The organism is Cypionkella aquatica (genome assembly GCF_030161095.1).
Lineage (GTDB): Bacteria > Pseudomonadota > Alphaproteobacteria > Rhodobacterales > Rhodobacteraceae > Cypionkella > Cypionkella aquatica.
This window is the reverse complement of the sequence record NZ_BSPP01000007.1, coordinates 468,243-486,332: the sequence shown is the minus strand read 5'-3', so window position 1 is coordinate 486,332 and position 18,090 is coordinate 468,243. Positions and strand designations below refer to the sequence as shown.

20 protein-coding genes are annotated in these 18,090 nt (G+C 59.3%); 8 read left to right on the top strand and 12 right to left on the bottom strand.

The annotated features are described in order from the left end of the window. Positions 1-9: 9 nt before the first annotated feature. Genes QQJ98_RS10905 through QQJ98_RS10885 form a run of 5 tightly spaced genes read right to left on the bottom strand, consistent with a single transcriptional unit; the run spans position 10 to position 4,715 of the window. The gene (locus tag QQJ98_RS10905; RefSeq protein ID WP_284325362.1) at positions 10-804 is read right to left on the bottom strand and encodes an ABC transporter ATP-binding protein; all 795 of its coding nucleotides are present in this window, start codon (positions 802-804) and stop codon (positions 10-12) included. Beyond that, positions 801-1,247, bottom strand: a complete 447-nt coding sequence (locus QQJ98_RS10900; RefSeq protein WP_284325361.1) for a hypothetical protein — start codon at positions 1,245-1,247, stop codon at positions 801-803. Before QQJ98_RS10900 ends, QQJ98_RS10905 begins: the two co-directional genes overlap by 4 nt. Beyond that, positions 1,247-2,698 carry a dihydropyrimidinase gene (hydA, locus tag QQJ98_RS10895; protein WP_284325360.1) on the bottom strand — a complete coding sequence of 484 codons (1,452 nt, stop codon included), beginning with the start codon at positions 2,696-2,698 and terminating at the stop codon, positions 1,247-1,249. Before hydA ends, QQJ98_RS10900 begins: the two co-directional genes overlap by 1 nt. A 20-nt stretch (positions 2,699-2,718) precedes the next feature. After that, positions 2,719-3,471: a hypothetical protein gene (locus tag QQJ98_RS10890; protein ID WP_284325359.1), complete on the bottom strand. Its 753-nt coding sequence runs from the start codon at positions 3,469-3,471 to the stop codon at positions 2,719-2,721. Further along, on the bottom strand, positions 3,468-4,715 hold the full coding sequence (locus QQJ98_RS10885) for a Zn-dependent hydrolase (RefSeq protein WP_284325358.1): 1,248 nt from the start codon (positions 4,713-4,715) through the stop codon (positions 3,468-3,470). The genes QQJ98_RS10890 and QQJ98_RS10885 overlap by 4 nt, the downstream gene beginning before the upstream one ends. 125 nt (positions 4,716-4,840) lie before the next feature. Between QQJ98_RS10885 and QQJ98_RS10880 the strand changes: the two genes are divergently transcribed. Next, on the top strand, positions 4,841-5,482 hold the full coding sequence (locus tag QQJ98_RS10880) for a TetR/AcrR family transcriptional regulator (RefSeq protein ID WP_284325357.1): 642 nt from the start codon (positions 4,841-4,843) through the stop codon (positions 5,480-5,482). A gap of 126 nt (positions 5,483-5,608) precedes the next feature. After that, complete coding sequence (locus QQJ98_RS10875) at positions 5,609-6,061, top strand: heme-degrading domain-containing protein (RefSeq protein WP_284325356.1); 453 nt, start codon at positions 5,609-5,611, stop codon at positions 6,059-6,061. A 3-nt stretch (positions 6,062-6,064) separates the two neighbouring features. Here the strand turns inward: QQJ98_RS10875 and QQJ98_RS10870 are convergent, their stop codons facing one another. Continuing rightward, positions 6,065-6,349, bottom strand: a complete 285-nt coding sequence (locus QQJ98_RS10870) for a cupin domain-containing protein (RefSeq protein WP_284325355.1) — start codon at positions 6,347-6,349, stop codon at positions 6,065-6,067. A gap of 182 nt (positions 6,350-6,531) precedes the next feature. Between QQJ98_RS10870 and QQJ98_RS10865 the strand changes: the two genes are divergently transcribed. Continuing rightward, positions 6,532-7,161, top strand: coding sequence for a TetR family transcriptional regulator C-terminal domain-containing protein (locus QQJ98_RS10865; protein ID WP_284325354.1), 630 nt, complete (start codon positions 6,532-6,534; stop codon positions 7,159-7,161). 106 nt (positions 7,162-7,267) lie between these two features. Continuing rightward, positions 7,268-9,193 carry a potassium transporter Kup gene (locus QQJ98_RS10860; protein WP_284325353.1) on the top strand — a complete coding sequence of 642 codons (1,926 nt, stop codon included), beginning with the start codon at positions 7,268-7,270 and terminating at the stop codon, positions 9,191-9,193. A gap of 57 nt (positions 9,194-9,250) precedes the next feature. On the opposite strand, the gene QQJ98_RS10855 is transcribed toward QQJ98_RS10860, so the two are convergent. Then, positions 9,251-10,231, bottom strand: coding sequence for an LLM class flavin-dependent oxidoreductase (locus QQJ98_RS10855; RefSeq protein WP_284325352.1), 981 nt, complete (start codon positions 10,229-10,231; stop codon positions 9,251-9,253). 248 nt (positions 10,232-10,479) lie between these two features. On the opposite strand from QQJ98_RS10855, the gene QQJ98_RS10850 reads away from it, so the two are divergent. Then, entirely contained in the window at positions 10,480-11,127 is a 648-nt protein-coding gene (locus QQJ98_RS10850) for a hypothetical protein (RefSeq protein WP_284325351.1), read from the top strand. A gap of 29 nt (positions 11,128-11,156) precedes the next feature. Here QQJ98_RS10850 and preA read toward each other — a convergent pair whose 3' ends face one another. Both preA and QQJ98_RS10840 read right to left on the bottom strand, forming a co-directional pair. Then, entirely contained in the window at positions 11,157-12,458 is a 1,302-nt protein-coding gene (gene preA / locus QQJ98_RS10845) for an NAD-dependent dihydropyrimidine dehydrogenase subunit PreA (protein WP_284325350.1), read from the bottom strand. A gap of 10 nt (positions 12,459-12,468) precedes the next feature. Then, the gene (locus QQJ98_RS10840; RefSeq protein ID WP_284325349.1) at positions 12,469-13,773 is read right to left on the bottom strand and encodes an NAD(P)-dependent oxidoreductase; all 1,305 of its coding nucleotides are present in this window, start codon (positions 13,771-13,773) and stop codon (positions 12,469-12,471) included. A gap of 235 nt (positions 13,774-14,008) precedes the next feature. On the opposite strand from QQJ98_RS10840, the gene accB reads away from it, so the two are divergent. From accB to aat, 3 genes are all read left to right on the top strand, one after another. Then, positions 14,009-14,500: an acetyl-CoA carboxylase biotin carboxyl carrier protein gene (gene accB, locus QQJ98_RS10835; RefSeq protein ID WP_284325348.1), complete on the top strand. Its 492-nt coding sequence runs from the start codon at positions 14,009-14,011 to the stop codon at positions 14,498-14,500. Between the two features lie 4 nt (positions 14,501-14,504). After that, positions 14,505-15,854: an acetyl-CoA carboxylase biotin carboxylase subunit gene (accC, locus tag QQJ98_RS10830; protein ID WP_284325347.1), complete on the top strand. Its 1,350-nt coding sequence runs from the start codon at positions 14,505-14,507 to the stop codon at positions 15,852-15,854. A gap of 316 nt (positions 15,855-16,170) precedes the next feature. Next, positions 16,171-16,806, top strand: coding sequence for a leucyl/phenylalanyl-tRNA--protein transferase (gene aat, locus QQJ98_RS10825; protein ID WP_284325346.1), 636 nt, complete (start codon positions 16,171-16,173; stop codon positions 16,804-16,806). Here aat and QQJ98_RS10820 read toward each other — a convergent pair. From QQJ98_RS10820 to QQJ98_RS10810, 3 genes are read right to left on the bottom strand one after another with little or no spacing between them, the layout of a single operon-like run. Continuing rightward, entirely contained in the window at positions 16,764-17,210 is a 447-nt protein-coding gene (locus QQJ98_RS10820) for a DUF2155 domain-containing protein (protein ID WP_348523132.1), read from the bottom strand. The two genes, aat and QQJ98_RS10820, sit on opposite strands and share 43 nt — an antisense overlap. Continuing rightward, a complete protein-coding gene (gene mlaD / locus QQJ98_RS10815; RefSeq protein WP_284325345.1) occupies positions 17,207-17,683 on the bottom strand; it encodes an outer membrane lipid asymmetry maintenance protein MlaD in 477 nt (158 codons plus the stop codon). The genes QQJ98_RS10820 and mlaD overlap by 4 nt, the downstream gene beginning before the upstream one ends. Positions 17,684-17,699: 16 nt before the next feature. Beyond that, positions 17,700-18,074 carry an NADH:ubiquinone oxidoreductase subunit NDUFA12 gene (locus QQJ98_RS10810; protein ID WP_284325344.1) on the bottom strand — a complete coding sequence of 125 codons (375 nt, stop codon included), beginning with the start codon at positions 18,072-18,074 and terminating at the stop codon, positions 17,700-17,702. Positions 18,075-18,090: the final 16 nt, after the last annotated feature.

Sequence of the window (18,090 nt, the reverse complement as noted above, 5' to 3'; positions counted from 1 at the left end):
AAATGCGGTCTATTCATCGGAATGACCCGCCCGCAGACCCTCGCGCACCCGGTGCGCAATCTCGATGAATTCCTTGGAATCGCGGATATCCAATGGTCTCTCCTTCGGCAAAGGGCTGTCAATTACATCAGTAATCCGACCGGGGCGCGGTGACATCACCACGATCTTGGTCGACAGATACACCGCCTCGGGGATAGAATGTGTAACAAAACCAATGGTTTTGCCGGTGCGCGCCCAAAGCTTCAGCACCTCTTCGTTCAACCGGTCGCGCACGATCTCATCCAGCGCACCAAAGGGTTCGTCCATCAGCAGGATGTCGGCATCAAAGGCGAGGGCGCGGGCGATACTGGCGCGCTGCTGCATGCCCCCCGAAAGCTGCCAAGGGAATTTCTTGCCAAAGCCTTTGAGTTCAACCAGCTCCAGCACCCGCTCCACCCGGCTTGCCTGTTCCGCCTTGGAAAACCCAATGATTTCAAGAGGAAGCTTGATATTCCCAGCAATAGTGCGCCACGGATAAAGCCCCGCCGCCTGAAACACATAGCCATAAGCGCGCTTGCGCCGCGCCTCATCCGGGGTCAGGCCGTTAACAGTCAGCGTGCCCCCAGTGGGCGTCTCCAGCGCAGCAATCGCGCGCAGGAAAGTCGTTTTGCCACAGCCACTTGGGCCGATGAAGGAAACGAAATCGCCCTTGTTGATGGTGAGATTCACATCCTTCAGCGCCTGCACCGGCCCGTCATTGGTCTGGAAAACCAGTTGCAGGTTGCGGGCTTCGATGACGGGGGAGTTGGCCACAGTGTCTTTCACTTGCCGTTCGCTCCTGAATTCAAAGAATTGCTTGCTGACATGCTGGCATTGATAAGCGCCCTTTCGATCTGACAATAAATAACTCCACCCAATCCACCAATAGTTGCGGCCATTGTGATCAAATTATAACGCCACAAAACCCAAAGGTGGTCGGGCAAGCAAACTATAACGCCCGAAAGGATTCCGGCGAATGCACCGCCTATCGCAAATGCGAAAACCGATCTCGCACTTATGCGCCACAAGGTAACTCGGACCAATGCGAAGCCAGGAAGCGAAATTATCGCGGCAATAAGGGCTATCGCAAAATAGAGTTGCGGTATGGACACAAAACCTATGCGCTCCGGGGTGGGAATAAACCAGAACATTCTTGCCCCGAGCAGAAGCAAGGGCATTAGTGCAGCCGTCGCCAGATAGGCCATCGCAATCGGGAGTGCCCTTTGCATCACACCCCCGTCGCCGGAATACCCGAGCGTGCCACGGGCCGCGGTGCGGTCAGGTCTTTCCACGCACTCAGGGCGCGGTTGACGGCGGGGCGGGGGTCGCGGGCGATGAATTTGCCATGGCCTTCACGGGTTTTGATCTCGCCATCATCGACCGAGACCACGCCGCGCGACAGGGTGTAGCGCGGCAGGCCTTTGACGACTTTGCCCTCGAACACGTTGTAATCAATGGCGGATTGCTGACTGGCGGCGCCGATGGTTTTCGATTTTTCAGGATCCCAGACCACCAGATCGGCATCGGCGCCGACCAGAACAGCGCCTTTTTGCGGGTAGCAGTTCAGGATTTTGGCGATGTTGGTCGAGGTGACGGCGACGAATTCGTTCATCGTCAGGCGCCCCATGCCAACGCCATGCGTCCAGAGCATCGGCATCCGGTCCTCCAGCCCGCCGGTGCCGTTGGGGATCTTGGCGAAGTTGCCGACTCCGTAACGTTTTTGTTCGGTGGTGAAGGCGCAATGGTCGGTCGCCACCACCGACAAAGACCCCGATTGCAGGCCCGCCCACAGGCTATCCTGATGCAGTTTGTTGCGGAAGGGCGGCGACATCACCCGGCGGGCGGCGTGGTCCCAATCTGGGTTCTGGTATTCGCTGTCGTCCAGCGTCAGGTGCTGGATCAGGGGTTCGCCCCAGACCCGTTTGCCCTGCATGCGGGCGCGGCGGATGGCTTCGTGGGCATCCTCGCACGAGGTATGCACGACATAAAGCGGCACGCCTGCCATATCGGCGATCATAATGGCGCGGTTGGTGGCCTCACCTTCCACCTGCGGCGGGCGGGAATAGGCGTGAGCTTCGGGGCCGGTGTTGCCCTCGGCCAGCAGTTTGGCGGTCAGTTCCGCCACCACATCGCCGTTTTCGGCATGGACCATGGCAAGGCCACCGAGATCGCCAACCCGTTTGAAGGATTGATACAATTCATCATCATTGACCATCAACGCGCCTTTGTAGGCCATGAAATGCTTGAAGCTGGTCATGCCGGCCTTGACCGACAATTCCATATCCTCCCACACCTTCTGCCCCCACCAGGTGATCGCCATGTGATAGGAATAGTCGCAATTGGCGCGGCCTGATTTGTTGTGCCACATCTGGGCGGCATCCATCAGCCCCTGCCCCTGCCCCGGAAGGACGAAATCGACGACCATTGTGGTACCGCCCGCAAGCGCCGCCCGCGTGCCGGATTCAAAATCATCCGCCGAATAGGTGCCCATGAACGGCATTTCGAGATGCGTGTGCGGATCAATCCCGCCGGGCATGACGAAGCAGCCCGTGGCGTCGACGGTGCGATCGCCTTTGAGGCCTATGCCGATCTGGGTGATCTTGCCTTGGTCGATCAGCACATCGGCCTTGTAGGTCAGATCAGCGGTAACGATGGTGCCGTTTTTGATCACTGTGGTCATGGGTGATACCTCTTGATTACTCAAAATAGAGTCTTAGGGGAATAAGCGCTTCGTTGTCGTCCGACCTTTGGAATGTTGGAAGGTCTGACGCGAATGTAATTTCGAACCATTTCTGAGAAAGTGTATTGAGTGGGAGTTTTCCCCTCTGGTGTGCTTAGTAGATCACTTTGATAAAATGAGCCGATCAGGCCCCAGCGATTCTTGTCGAAGCTCTCAAGAACCCGCTCCGCTATTTCAAAATGGTCTTCGGCAAGCAAGGCCACAACATATGTAATCCATAAATAATCGCCACGCGGGTAGACAGAATGACTGTCTGGATTAGCAAACACTCCTATACAGAGATCTGAAAAATCTTGGCTGGCCAACAAATCTCTAGCTTGGAGAAGTGCTGATTGCAGAAAATCGATTAGACTGTCGACATCATCAATATCCCCTACAAACGCGGCAATTGGTAGACCGCCACAACAAAAGCTAGATGTCGCACGCAACGATACCGGCGTCCGATTGTGCTCGGGGATGTCCAGGACGTCCCATAGCAGGTCATCTAGCTTCATAGGCTTGACTGACGCGAGCATTTTCAGTTTCAGTACACCTTGCTGATCACGAAAAGGCACCTGATGCGCAGCAAAGAAAAGACGCCCTGACTGCAAATAAAGGCAATTGCCATTCTTTTTCCATCCAATGCGTTTTGCGACGGTCATCATAAAAATGCGCATCGACTTCTCGAATGCAATGTATTCCTCACGCAACTTGCGATCTTCGGCGGCACTCACCCCACCACCCCCGCCACTTCCAGCACGGCGTGCAGCAGAACATCCGTCCCTGCTGCTGCCCATTCCGGGGAAATCTCTTCGGCCTCGTTGTGGCTCAAGCCTCCGACACAGGGACACATTACCATCACTGTTGGGGCGACGCGGTTGATCCAGCAGGCGTCGTGGCCTGCGCCAGAGATGATGTCCATATGGGAATAGCCCAGCTTTTCAGCGCTTTGGCGGACGATGTTCACCAAGTTTGCATCGAAGGTGACGGGGTCGAAATGGCCGACCGCCTCAATCGAGCAGCCTAGGCCCAGCTCGGCAGCAACTGCATGGGCTGCGCGTTCGACTTCGCCGCGCATCAGGTCGAGTTTGGTTTGATCGGGGGAACGGATATCGACGGTGAAGATCACTTTGCCGGGGATCACGTTGCGGGAATTGGGGAAGACCTTGACCTGCCCCACAGCCCCCACTGCCCCCGGTTGATGACCCATGGCGATCTGATGCACGCGCTCGGTGATCCGCGCCATCCCGAGGCCTGCGTTCACCCGCATCGCCATTGGCGTCGAGCCAGTATGGGCGTCGCGGCCGGTCAGGGTGATTTCCAGCCACCACAGGCCTTGGCCGTGGGTCACGACGCCAATTTCCTTGCCCTCGGCCTCCAAGATCGGTCCCTGCTCGATGTGGAGCTCCAGCATGGCGTGCATTTTGCGGGCACCGACGATTTCATCGCCGACCCAGCCAATGCGGGCGAGTTCATCGCCGAAGCGCAGGCCGTCCATATCGGTGCGGTTATAGGCATAATCTTGTGTATGAAGGCCTGCAAACACGCCCGAGGCCAGCATGGCAGGGGCGAAGCGTGCGCCTTCTTCGTTGGTCCAGTTCGTGACCACAATCGGGTGGCGGGTCTGGATGTTCATGTCGTTCAGGCTGCGCACCACTTCTAACGCCCCAAGCACGCCGAGCACGCCGTCATAGCGGCCGCCGGTGGGCTGCGTGTCGAGATGCGACCCCATATAGACAGGCAAAGCGTCAGGATCGGTGCCTGCGCGGGTGGCGAACATGTTGCCCATGGTGTCAACGCCCATCGTCATTCCAGCAGCCTTGCACCAATCGGCGAACAAATGGCGGCCCGCGCTGTCGGCATCGGTCAGGGTCTGGCGGTTGTTGCCGCCTGCCACGCCGGGGCCGATCTGCGCCATCGCATCAAGGCTGTCCCACAGGCGTGCTGCATTGATCCGCTGATTTGCGCCTATTGTCATCGTGAACTCCCTGCGGGGACGTTGCCCCAGATCGCGCTTGCTGCGAATCTTTTCCTGACCGTATGGTCAGCTATCAGGCTATAGAACCTGACCAAGCGGTCAACGAAAATCTGAAGGCTAAACGCATGCCCCAGCCCGCCCCCGAGCCATTGCGTCCAATCCGGCGCAATGAGATCCGCCAACAGAACGAACAGCTGATTTTACAGGCAGCCGAGAAAGTCTTTGCCGAGGCCGGATTCGGTGGGGCTACGATGCAACTGATCGCCGATGTGGCGGGGTTGCCTAAGGCCAACCTGCATTATTACTTCACCACCAAGGAAGAACTGTACCGCAAGGTGGTGTCGAACATCTTCGATATCTGGCTGCATGCGGCGGAAAGCATGGACAACGCCCCCGGCCCGGTTGAGGGCATCGGCGCTTATATTGACGCCAAGATGGAGATTTCGCGCAGGCATCCTGATGGCTCGAAGGTCTGGGCATCGGAAGTGATGCATGGCGCGCCGGTCATTCAGGATTATCTGGAAACCACGTTGCGCGATTGGACGGCAGGCCGGGTGGCGCTGATCCAAGGTTGGATTGACGCGGGGCAGATGGCTGCGGTGAATCCCGATCATCTGCTGTATATGCTGTGGGCGGCTACCCAGCATTATGCTGACTTCGGCCATCAGATTGAGACTCTGAACGGCGGCCCGCTGACTGATCGGCAATGGGCCGAGGCGAAGGACAGCGTCAAGGCGATGATCCTGCGCGGGATTGGCGCTGCATGAGGCAAAGCGCTGCATGAGACAGCGGACTGCGTGATGCAAATTCCAGCGCCATCGCGCATGCGATTGACACAGCGCCCTGCGTTGCAGAAGTTGCCGTATCTTACCCTGATCTGACCGGAGCCTGACATGACACCCACCTGCGCCAGCCTTGAAGCCGAATATGCCGCTCTGACCTTCCCGCGGTTTGCCGAGGCCGAGGCGCAGGCTTTGGGCGCACAGCTGATCGCGTTGGCGGGTACCGCCCCGGTGGTGATCAACATTCGCACACCAGACCGGGTCTATTTTCATGCGGCGTTGCCGGGATCGGCACCGCTGAATGATCTGTGGATCAAGCGCAAAAGCAATACGGCGCTGCTGTTTCAGCTGCCGTCTTTCCTTGTCGGTGCCCGCAACCGCGAGGCAGGCCATCTGCTGTCGCGCAACGGTCTGGCCGAGGCCGATTATGCCGACAACGGCGGCGCTGTGCCGATCAAAGTCGCTGGTGTCGGCGTTGTGGCTTGCGCCACAGTCTCGGGTCTGCCGCAGGCTGAAGATCACGCACTGGTGGTGGCAGCCATGCAAGCTTTTCTGGCAGGGTGAGGCTTATTTCAGCTCGACCTCGACAAAGCTCATCACCTGATCGCCGTCGTTGATCACGTTATGCTCGATCCCTTCGACGCGACGGTAGGCGGTGCCCGCTGGCACCAGCACCTGACGCGTGCCGCCACCGGGCTCTTCCAGCAGCATATGGCAATCGGTAACGGCGGTGATCACATAATCCATGCTGTGGCGGTGCCAGCCGGTCTGCGCGCCGGGGGCGAAATCAAACCGCGTTACGCGCACGCGGTCGTCGTCGATCAACTGAGTGGCGGTGCAGCTTTGGTGCATATGGCGTTCCTGTTGGCGGTTCGGGCGTGTGGCAAGGCTAAGGCTTGCGGGCCTTGGGTCAAGGCGCAAAAATGCGGGGGATTTGGGGGCGAACCGTACAGGGCAGATGGTCGAATGGGGTTTACTTCCTGCCCGATATTACGTCACCCTTGCCCCCCAAGGTGCAAAAGATGGCGCATGCAATGACCAAACCAAGAACCCGAATTCAGGCGCGCAACTCGACCACAATTCTGGATGCGGCACTGGATGTGTTCTCGCAGCACGGCTTTCGCGGCGCGACGCTGGATATGATTGCGGAGGGGGCCGGGCTGTCGAAGCCCAATCTGCTGTATTATTTCCCCTCGAAAGAGGCAGTGCATGCCGCCCTGCTGAACCAGCTTTTGCGCAATTGGCTTGACCCGTTGCATGCGATGAATCCCGAGGGCGACCCAGTGGCCGAGATCATGGCCTATGTTCACCGCAAGCTGGAATTGTCGCGCGATTTCCCCCGCGAAAGCCGGCTGTTCGCCAATGAAATGCTGCAAGGTGCGCCGCGGATGCGCGAGGTGATCGAGGGCGATCTGAAAACCCTTGTCGATGAAAAGGCAGCAGTGTTGCAGATGTGGATGGATCAGGGCCGCATCGCCCAACTGCCGCCGGTGCATCTGATCTTTTCAATCTGGGCAATGACCCAGCATTATGCCGATTTCGATGTGCAGGTGCGCGCGGTGCTCGGCCCAGAACATGACCCCTTCGCCGAAGCTGGCGCTTTTTTACAAACGCTGTTTGTCAAACTGCTGACCCCAAGCCCACAGATATCCGCGCAGCAATGATCAGCCCCGCAATCGTCGCTGCGACCCCACGTCACGCGTCTAGTGCTGGACCTTTGCGCGAAGCCAGTATAGTCAGCAACTCTGCAAGAGTTTCCGATCGAAGGTCATGAACCCAGCAAACGAAACCACCGATCGGGCTGCCAACCCGACGCCCGTCCCCCCGCACCCAGAGCATCAACATACTCAGAACATGGGTAAATTGGTGCTCGGCTGCATCGGCGTCGTCTATGGCGATATCGGCACCAGTCCGCTGTACGCTATGCGGGAATCGCTGCATGCCGCCAGCTATGACGGGCTGTCTCGCGATGATGTGATCGGGGTGATCTCGCTGCTGATCTGGACCCTGATCCTGATTGTGTCGCTGAAATATGTCACGCTGATCATGCGCGCTGACAACAAGGGCGAAGGCGGCACCCTGTCTTTGGTGGCCTTGGTGCAGCGCGCGCTGAACAAGCGCCCGGGCTGGTTGCTGGCAATTGGCGTGGTGGGGATCTCGCTGTTCTTTGGCGATGCGATGATCACGCCCGCAATGTCGGTGCTATCGGCGGTTGAAGGTCTGGATCTTGTGGCGCCCTCGTTGGGGCCGTTCGTGTTGCCGCTGACTTTGCTGATCATTCTGGGGCTGTTCTTGTTCCAAAGCCAAGGCACCGAACGGGTGGCGATTCTGTTCGGCCCAATCATGGTGGCATGGTTCGTGGTGATGGCGGTGATGGGGATTTACCATCTGAGCGACGATCTCAGCATCCTGCACGCGTTTAATCCCGCCTATGCGGGGGATTTCCTGGTCACCAACGGCAAGGCTTCATTCTTCGTGCTGGGGTCGGTGTTTCTGGCCGTCACCGGTGGTGAGGCGCTCTATGCCGATATGGGCCATTTTGGCCGCAAACCGATCCGGCTGGCTTGGGCGTTTCTGGTGTTCCCGGCCCTGACACTGTCCTATCTTGGCCAAGGTGCGTTGGTTTTGGCGCATCCCGAGACCTTCGAGAACCCGTTCTTCCTGATGGCACCGCCCGCATTGCTACTGCCCTTGGTGCTGCTGTCGGTGGCTGCAACCATCATCGCCAGCCAAGCGGTGATTTCCGGAGCATTTTCGATGATGCACCAAGCCGTGCAAATGGGCCTGCTGCCGCGCTTTGAAATCCGCCACACATCCGAGACTCAACTGGGCCAGATCTACATGCCCAAGGTCAACCTGATCCTGATGGTCGGGGTTTTGTGCCTTGTGGTGGCATTTGGATCATCGTCAAACCTTGCCTCGGCCTACGGCATCGCCGTGACCGGCGATATGGTGATCACCACGATCCTTGCGTTCATCGTGTTCTTCAAGGCGTGGAAATGGCCGATCTGGAGCGTGGTGGCGGTTCTGCTGCCCATTTTCATCATCGAACTGATGTTCCTTGGTGCAAACCTCGTCAAACTGCCCGATGGCGGCTATGTGCCAGTGATCATGGCGGCGACCTCTTGTTTCCTGATCTGGACATGGGTGCGCGGCACCGCGCACGTGCAACGCAAAGCCCACGATTCTGCGGTGGCATTGCCCAAGCTGATCAAGATGTTGGAGAAATCGCATCCGATCGAAGTGCCCGGAACCGCCGTGTTCCTGACCCAAGACCCCGATACCGCGCCCTCGGCGTTGCTGCATAATCTCAAGCACAACCGGGTTTTGCACAGCCAGAACTTTATCGTCACGGTTGGGGTGGCGACGACGCCAAAGGTCAATGACGAAAACCGCATCACGCTGGAGCGGTTGTCGGATAATTTCCTGCGGGTGCGGCTGATGTTTGGCTATATGGAAACCCCGAATGTGCCGCGCGCCTTGGCTTTGGCGCGGCGCAGGGGCGAGAAATTCGACATCATGACGACTTCGTTCTTCTTGAACCGGCGCACATTCCGATCAGCCCGCAACCATGGCTTGCCGTTCTGGCAAGAGCGCGTGTTCATCTCTATGACGAAATCCGCATCAGATGCGACCGCGTTCTACTGCCTGCCGTCGAACCGGGTGGTGGAATTGGGCCAGCAACTGGCCATCTGAAGCAAGCGGGGGGTTACCTCCACCCGCACCCCCGTTGCATTTACAAAGCCCCTGCCCTTACAGCCCGCGCATAACTTCAGCGGCAATCTCGAATGACCGCAGGCGGGCTTGGTGGTCATGGATCATCCCGGTCAACATGATTTCATCCGGGGCATAGGTTTCGAGCAACTGCGCCAACTGCCCGCGCAGGGTCGCAGGAGATCCGACCGCTGCGCAAGACAGCGCATGTTCGACCTCGGCGCGCATCTGGGCCGAGACTTCTGACAAATCATGCACAGGGCGTGGCAGCTTGCCGGGCCGCCCGGTGCGCAGCCGCGAAAACGCCAACACTTGCGAAGAACGCAGGTATTCCGCCTCGGCGTCGGTCTCCGCCGCAGACACCCCCGCCAGCAGCATGAAATATGGCTTCTCCAGCAATTGCGACGGGCGGAATGTGGCACGGTAAGTTGCGAGTGCATCGGCCAGCATTGCCGGGGCAAAGTGACTGGCGAAAGCATAGGGCAACCCCAGATAGGCCGCCAACTGCGCGCCATAGATGCTTGAGCCCAAAATCCAGACCGGCACTTCCGTCCCCTCGCCCGGCACCGCGCGAATACGGGCGTCGGGGTGAGGCGCATCAAGATAATTGATCAGCTCCAGCACATCTTCGGGGAACTGATCCGAGGCTTGCATATTGCGCCGCAGGGCGCGCGCGGTGCCCTGATCGGTGCCGGGCGCTCGGCCGAGGCCCAGATCAATCCGGCCAGGAAACAGCGTCGCAAGGGTGCCGAATTGCTCGGCAATCACCAAAGGCGCGTGGTTTGGCAGCATGATGCCCCCTGCCCCCACCCGGATGGTTTTGGTGCCAGCTGCCACATGGCCAATCACGATAGAGGTCGCGGCGGATGCGATCCCCGGCATGTTGTGATGTTCGGCCAACCAATAGCGGTGATAGCCCCATGTCTCGGCATGGCGCGCAAGGTCAAGCGTGTTGGCCAAGGCGTCGGCGACAGTAAGGCCCTCGGGCACGGGCGACAGATCGAGCATGGAATATTGCATGGGATACTTTGTGCAAAGGGGGCGCTGCGGCGGGCGCAGGCGAGTATCTATACAGTTGGGTTTAGTTTTCCAAAAGGGAAGATCAGCGCCGCAGTTTATCTGCGCTTGCATGCAAAATCCGTGGCCGTGTCGGCTGCATTATGGCGAAATCGTGGCAACTGCCTCAAAAGCGCGGGGCTTTACGCTGCCGCATGCTTTGGATTTTTGCTATGCTGGCACCGGGGGCGACTGTTGCAAAAGGTGTAAGGATGGGACTGATCTCGTCACTTGCGGCACCCTCAGCGCCGCAATTCCAATCGCTGACCCAAAAGCCCTTGACCCGGCAGCTGCCCGCGTCCGAGATCGGCAACCACGGCGCGGCGCTGCAAGACGCCGCGCAGATCAGCGGCGCGGCTGAACTGCCAGCCGAAGCTGTGCTGCGCCCGGTGCAAGCGCCCGCAGCCAGTGAGGCTATTTTCAAGGGCTTGTTGCCGGTGCATGCCAGCTTGGCCGAGGTGGTGCGGGCGTCGGATGCTGACACCTCTCTGATCCCGCGGATGCGTGAGGTGGACGGCATCAGCCTTGATGGCATCCCCTATTTCAATGACGGAGCCGTGCTACTGGACGATCTGCCGCAAGCAGAGCCAGAACCTTCAGCCACGCCGAAAGCAGTTGCCCCACCACCAGACGCACCCGCTGAGCTGACAGTACAGCCGCCCGCCCAACCGATCGAAGCCGAAACAACGCCTGCACCCGCGCACTTGCTGTCTGATCAAGCCGAACGCGCCTATCAGGACGAGCGTGACATCTCGGCCCTGCGTCCAGAGCCACCGGCGGAGCCGCCCGAAGCAGCACCGCCTGCACCGCAAGCCAAGCCCGTGGCGGATGATGCCACGGCCCTCGACAAGCGCAGCTAAAGTCTGGCCCAGCCGCCTATGGCAGATCGCTATTCGGCGGCTGTTGCCGTGGGATTGTTGGGGTGGCTGGTCCAGTTGGCATAGCCGGTGACCGGGCGGCCCGTGCGTTCATCAACGGCACCTTTCGGCAGTTCAATCATGGTGATGCAGTTTTCCACCGGGCAGACGTTGACGCACAGGTTGCAGGCGACACATTCGTCGTCCTTCACGGTAAAGGTGCGATCCGGGCTCATCGCAATCGCTTGGTGGCTGGTGTCTTCGCAAGCCGCATAGCAGCGACCGCATTTGATGCAATCATCTTGGCTGATATGGGCTTTCGTCACATAGTTCAGGTTCAGGAATTGCCAATCGGTGACATTCGGAACAGCGCGGCCAACCAGCTCGGACGTATTGGTCATGCCTTTTTCGTCCATATATTCCGACAGACCCGAGATCATTTCCTGCACGATCTTGAAGCCATAGGTCATCGCCGCCGTGCAAACCTGCACATTGCCCGCACCAAGGGCCATGAATTCCGCCGCATCACGCCAAGTGGTGATACCGCCGATGCCCGAAATCGGCAGGCCGTGGGTTTCTCGGCTTCGCGCAATCTCGGCCACCATGTTCAACGCAATCGGCTTGACTGCCGGGCCGCAATAGCCGCCGTGGGTGCCTTTGCCGTCAATGGTGGGTTCCGGCGCAAAGCTGTCGAGGTTGACCGAAGTGATCGAGTTAATGGTGTTGATCAGGGAAACCGCATCGGCCCCGCCACGCTTGGCAGCCTCGGCGGGTTTGCGGATGTCGGTGATGTTCGGCGTCAGCTTGACGATCACTGGCATCCGGGTGTGCTTCTTGCACCAGCGCGTCACCATCTCGATATATTCCGGCACTTGGCCCACAGCGCCGCCCATGCCGCGCTCGGCCATGCCATGCGGGCAGCCGAAGTTCAGCTCGACCCCGTCGGCCTCGGTATCTTCCAGATGGCCGAGGATGTCGCGCCACGAATCCTCGTCACACGGCACCATCAGGCTGATGATCATCGCGCGGTCTTTGTAATCGCGCTTAACCGATTTGATCTCACGCAGGTTCACCTCCAACGGGCGGTCGGTGATCAACTCGATGTTGTTCAGCCCCAGCAAACGCCGATCTGCGCCGTAAATCGCGCCATAGCGCGGGCCGTTGACGTTGACGACAGGCGGGCCTTCCGCACCCAGAGTTTTCCAGACCACGCCGCCCCAGCCTGCTTCAAAGGCGCGGCGCACGTTGACCTCTTTGTCGGTCGGCGGGGCCGAAGCCAGCCAGAAAGGGTTGGGGGATTTGATGCCGATGAAATTGGTTGTCAGATTTGCCATGATGTTCCCCTTACGCCATCAAGCTTGCATGAATGGCTTCCGCCGCATCGCGACCCTCGGCCACCGCAGTTACCGTCAGATCTTCACCGCCAGCCGCACAATCACCGCCAGCCCAGATCTTGCCCTGCTGTTTCACCAGTTTAGCGCCATCTTTGGCAATCGGGGCCGCGGTCAGCGTCTGGCCAATCGCCTTGAACACCTGATCGGCCTTCAGGGTAAAGGTCTCGCCCATCTCAAGCCCATTCGGGCCGTCGTGAGTATAGGCAAACTCGACGCCTTCGACCGCCGAAGTGCCCAGCACCTTGACCGGCGCCGCACCATAGATGATCCGCACGCCGCTTTGCGTGGCATGGTCCTGCTCATACTCGGATGCGCTCATCTTGTCCTTGCCGCGCCGATAGACCATCGTGACCGAATTCGCGCCAAGCAGCTTCGATTGCACGGCGGCATCCACAGCCGTCATGCCGCCGCCGATCACCACCACATCGCGGCCCACCGCGACCGCAGGTTTGTCGGACTGGCGCAGTTCAGCAATGAAATCAACGGCATTGCGCACGCCTGCCAGATCTTCACCGCTTGCGCGCAGCGCGTTCACCCCGGCCAGACCAACTCCCAGAAACACCGCGTCATACTCCGCCTGCAACTGATCCAACGTCACATCGCGGCCCAATTCGACCCCGGTTTTCACCGTGATACCGCCGATTTTCAGCAACCATTCCACCTCGCGCGCGGCAAAATTCTCGGGCGTTTTGTAGGTGGCAATGCCGTATTCGTTCAAACCTCCGGGCTTGGCGCGGCGTTCAAATACCGTGACCTCATGCCCCTTCAACGCCAGTCGATGCGCGCAGGCCAGACCGGCAGGCCCTGCGCCCACCACCGCCACCTTTTTGCCCGTAGCCGCCGCCCGCGTGAACGGATGCACGCCCTTGCCCATCAGCGTATCGGTGGCAAAGCGTTGCAGGCGACCGATTTCCACCGGCTTGCCTTCGGCCACTTCGCGCACGCAGACCTCTTCGCACAGCTGCTCGGTTGGACAGACCCGCGCGCACATGCCACCAAGGATGTTCTGGGCAAAGATCGTCTTGGCCGCCGCATCCGGCGTGCCCGTGGCGATCTGGCGGATGAACAGAGGAATGTCGATCGAAGTTGGGCAAGCCGTCATGCAAGGCGCATCATGGCAGAAATAACAGCGATCCGCTGCCACCCGCGCCTCGTGCCGATCAAACACCGGCTGCACGTCGGAAAAGTTGTCAGCATAGGCACCGGCTGGCAGTCGGGCGGCCACCACACCGGGGGTCAACGGGCTATTGGACAAGGCAGGGCCTCCCTTTGGCTAAGTTGTTAGAATCAGGCTGGCACAGCTTTATTTTTTTATCAAATGGTAAATTTTATCTCGACCCTGCCGGGGGCAGTTTTTTACGCCTCAACCAGCCGCAGCCAATCTTGGGCCTTTTTTCTAGGCGCTGGCTTATGTATATGTGTCCGATCAAGGCGCGGATATGGCCCATCCAGCGCGCAGCAATGACGCCAGAAGACCAAAAGAGGACGGCATGAGCAAACAATCTTCCGACGCAGACGTTGCGTTTATCTCGGCCCTTGCCGAACTTTTGAACAAGAACGAGTTGACCGAGCTTTCGGTGAAACGCGAATACGGCGAGGATGACAGCCTTGAAGTGCGCGTCGTCAAGCAGGCCAACATCGTGCAAGTCGCGGCAGCGGCACCCGCGGTGCAATACGCGCCCGCGCCAGTTGCTGGTGCTGCAGCACCTGCTGCTGCTGCGGTGGCGCATGAAGACCCGGCGCAGCATCCGGGCGCATTGACCTCGCCAATGGTCGGCACGGCCTATCTTTCGGCTGAACCCGGTGCGGCGGCCTTTGTCAGCGTAGGTTCGGTTGTAACCGAGGGTCAGACCGTTCTGATCATCGAGGCGATGAAAACCATGAACCACATCCCGGCGCAAAAGGCTGGCACAGTGAAGCGTATCCTTGTCGCCGACGGCAATTCTGTCGAATACGGCGCGCCGCTGATGATCATCGAGTAAGCCGATGTTTGAAAAAATCCTGATCGCCAACCGGGGTGAGATCGCCCTCCGTGTGATCCGCGCCTGCCAGGAGATGGGGATCAAATCGGTCGCCGTACACTCCACCGCCGATGCTGATGCGATGCATGTGCGGATGGCGGATGAAAGCGTATGTATCGGTCCAGCCTCATCGACCGACAGCTATTTGTCGAAAGCCGCGATCATCTCGGCGTGTGAGATCACGGGGGCACAGGCTGTGCATCCGGGTTATGGTTTCCTGTCGGAAAACGCCGCTTTCGCGCAGGCGTTGGAAGATCACGGCATCACCTTTATCGGTCCCAAGGCGGAACATATCCGCATCATGGGCGACAAGATCACCGCCAAGATCACTGCGAAAGACCTGGGGATTCCGGTGGTGCCGGGCTCGGATGGTGGTGTGGCCGATTATGAGACCGCGATTGGTGTGGCCGCAGGCATCGGCTTTCCGGTGATCATCAAGGCGACCGCTGGTGGCGGTGGTCGTGGCATGAAGGTTGCCCGCAACGCCGAGGAATTGGAGATCGCTTTCCGCACTGCGCGGTCGGAATCCAAGGCCGCGTTTGGCAATGATGAAGTCTATATCGAGAAATACCTGCAAAAGCCGCGCCACATTGAAATTCAGGTGTTCGGCGATGGCAAGGGCCGTGCGGTGCATCTGGGTGAGCGGGATTGCAGCTTGCAGCGCCGCCATCAGAAGGTGTTCGAGGAAGCCCCCGGCCCCTGCATCACGCCAGAGATGCGCGCCAAGATCGGCAAGACCTGTGCGGATGCGGTCGCCAAGATCAACTATATCGGCGCGGGAACGATTGAGTTTCTGTATGAAAACGGCGAGTTCTTCTTCATCGAGATGAACACCCGTTTGCAGGTCGAACATCCCGTCACCGAGGCGATTTTTGGCGTCGATCTGGTGCGCGAGCAGATCCGGGTCGCGGCTGGCATGGAGATGTCGCTGGTTCAGGAAGAGCTGGAGATCAACGGCCACGCGATTGAGGTGCGGATCAACGCGGAACGGTTGCCCGATTTTGCGCCGCGCCCCGGCAAGGTCAAGGTGTTCCACGCGCCCGGTGGTTTGGGTGTGCGGATGGATTCGGCTTTGTATGGCGGCTATTCGATCCCGCCTTATTATGACAGCCTGATCGGCAAACTGATCGTGCATGGTCGGGATCGGCCAGAGGCTTTGGCGCGCTTGAAGCGGGCGTTGGGTGAGTTGATCATTGACGGCGTCGAGACCACGGTGCCACTGTTTGATATGCTGCTGGCCGAGCCTGATATTCAGAATGGCGATTATGGCATCCACTGGCTGGAGAAATGGCTGGAAGCCACCTTCGGGCAATAAGATCAAAGGGGCGCTTTCGGGCGCCCCTTTTCTTTGGTCCCAACTCGGGACCATTTTTTATTGCGTTTAATCAATGGCTTGACTGTGCGGCTTTAAGGAATTTTTAACGATTGGGCGCGGTCTTAGGGCAGTGCATGATCGCCGGATGGGCGCGCTGTGCGTCACAAATGCCAAGCCGCCCCGGACTTGATCCGGGGCCTCTTGGGCTGAGGAGAGGCCCCGGATCAAGTCCGGGGCGGCTTGGGAAGGCGGCGCTAAAGCGCCTTGATTCCGGGCGGGTTGTTTGCTTGACAGGGCGAGAGATAAAGGTGGCCCTATGAACCAAAGTTTAACCCCCGAGATTTTGCTGCGGGCTTATGGCTTGGGGATTTTCCCGATGGCCGAAAGCCGCGACAATCCCGAAATCCACTGGGTTGATCCCAAGCGGCGCGGGGTGTTTCCGCTGGATGGGTTTCATATCTCGCGCAGCTTGGCCAAGCATATCCTGACGGCGAGCTATCGGGTGAGCGTCAATGAAGCATTTTCCGAGGTGGTCGCAGGCTGTGCGGATCGGGCGGAAACCTGGATCAATGCCGAGATCACGGCGCTTTATACCGCATTGCACCAGATGGGGCACGCGCATAGCCTTGAGGTCTGGGAAGGCGAGGCGCTGATCGGCGGGGTGTATGGTGTCACGCTGGGCGCGGCTTTCTTTGGCGAAAGCATGTTTTCGCGGCAAACCAATGCGTCAAAAACCGCCCTTGCCTATCTTTTGCATCGGCTGCGGGCGGGCGGGTTCCAGTTGTTTGACACGCAGTTTCTGACCGATCATCTGGCATCACTTGGCGCTGTGGAAATTCCGCGCGCCGAATATCAACGCCGCTTGGCACTGGCACACCAAGGCGACGCCAGCTTTAGCCCTGTGGGGTATCAGCCGTTGCCATCATCGGTGGTATCTTCCTCGGCGGGCTGACCCTCACCCGGGGTGTCCTCGGGCGGCTCGCCCACATCGGGCAGCACCACATCGGGCACATCGCAACGCAGCACCCAAACATCGTAACGGGCATTGTCCAACGCCGACAGGGCCGGGCTGGAGGCCGTCATCCAGCCGTTGAACACCGGATCGGGCAGCATCGCATCCAGAATGGTCAGATGCGCAAACGCCTCGGCGGCGGGGTTTTCAGGGTCGTAACGGCACGCGTCCATTTGCACGGTCAGACGGCCAACGGTTTCAGATTGGCCGCTGGACAGATCAAGATCGGTGACTTTGCCAGTCAGCTTATCCAGCAAGCGCAGCTTGGCCCCCGGCGCATCGGCGACATCCTGCGCTGCGGCGGTGTTGGCCAGCAGCATAAGGCACATCGCCAGCCGTTTCATGGCGTGGCCGGGGCTGCGGGTTTGTCGCCCGACGATCCGCCCGAGACGAATTTCATCAGCAGTGAAATCAGGCTGACCGAGCCTTGGGTGTCTTCAATCTCGTCGCCCGGGGCCAGAATATCGGGCGCACCGCCCGGCACCAGCTCGACAAAATTTCCGCCAAGCAGGCCTTCGGATGAGATCAGAATGGCGGTATCAGTCGGCAATTGAATCTTGCTGTCAATGGCAATGCTGGCATCGGCAAAGAACGTCTCGGGGTTCAGCGTCAGCGCAGTGATACTGCCGACTTTGACGCCCGCAAGGCGAACGTCTGATCCCGGCGTGATGCCATCGACCGAACGGAATGAGGCTTTCAATGGATAAGTGCCAGCGGCGGCGGACAGGCCAGAGCCACCGGTGGCATAGACCAGAAAGCCTATAGCGGCTGCAAGCACGGCGGCTCCGGCCAGTATTTCTGCGCGATTTTCGGACATTATTGCTGCTCGCAGATCATTCGGGCTGCCACGCCTCATAATCGCTGCGCTTGGCTGGGGCGGTGGCGCGGATCGAGCCGGGCGGCGCATAGGCGGCGGCGGTGCCGGTCAGGTTTTCCTGATGCGGCTGCTCCCACGGTTTATGTTTCAGCGGAGCTTTGGTCGGCGGTTGATCCCAGGTGAAATGCAGCCAGCCGTGCCAATCGGGGGAAACCCGTGACGCTTCGGATTCGCCGTTGTAGATCACCCAGCGGCGCTTGGTGTCGGCGGTTTGGTAATAGATATTGCCCTGCTCATCCTCGCCAACCTTTTGACCCTTGCGGGCGGTATAGATCTGGGTGCCAAGGGTTTGGCTGTTCCACCAGGTCAGCAGTCGCTTGAGGAAATACATGGAAGCCTCCGCAGGG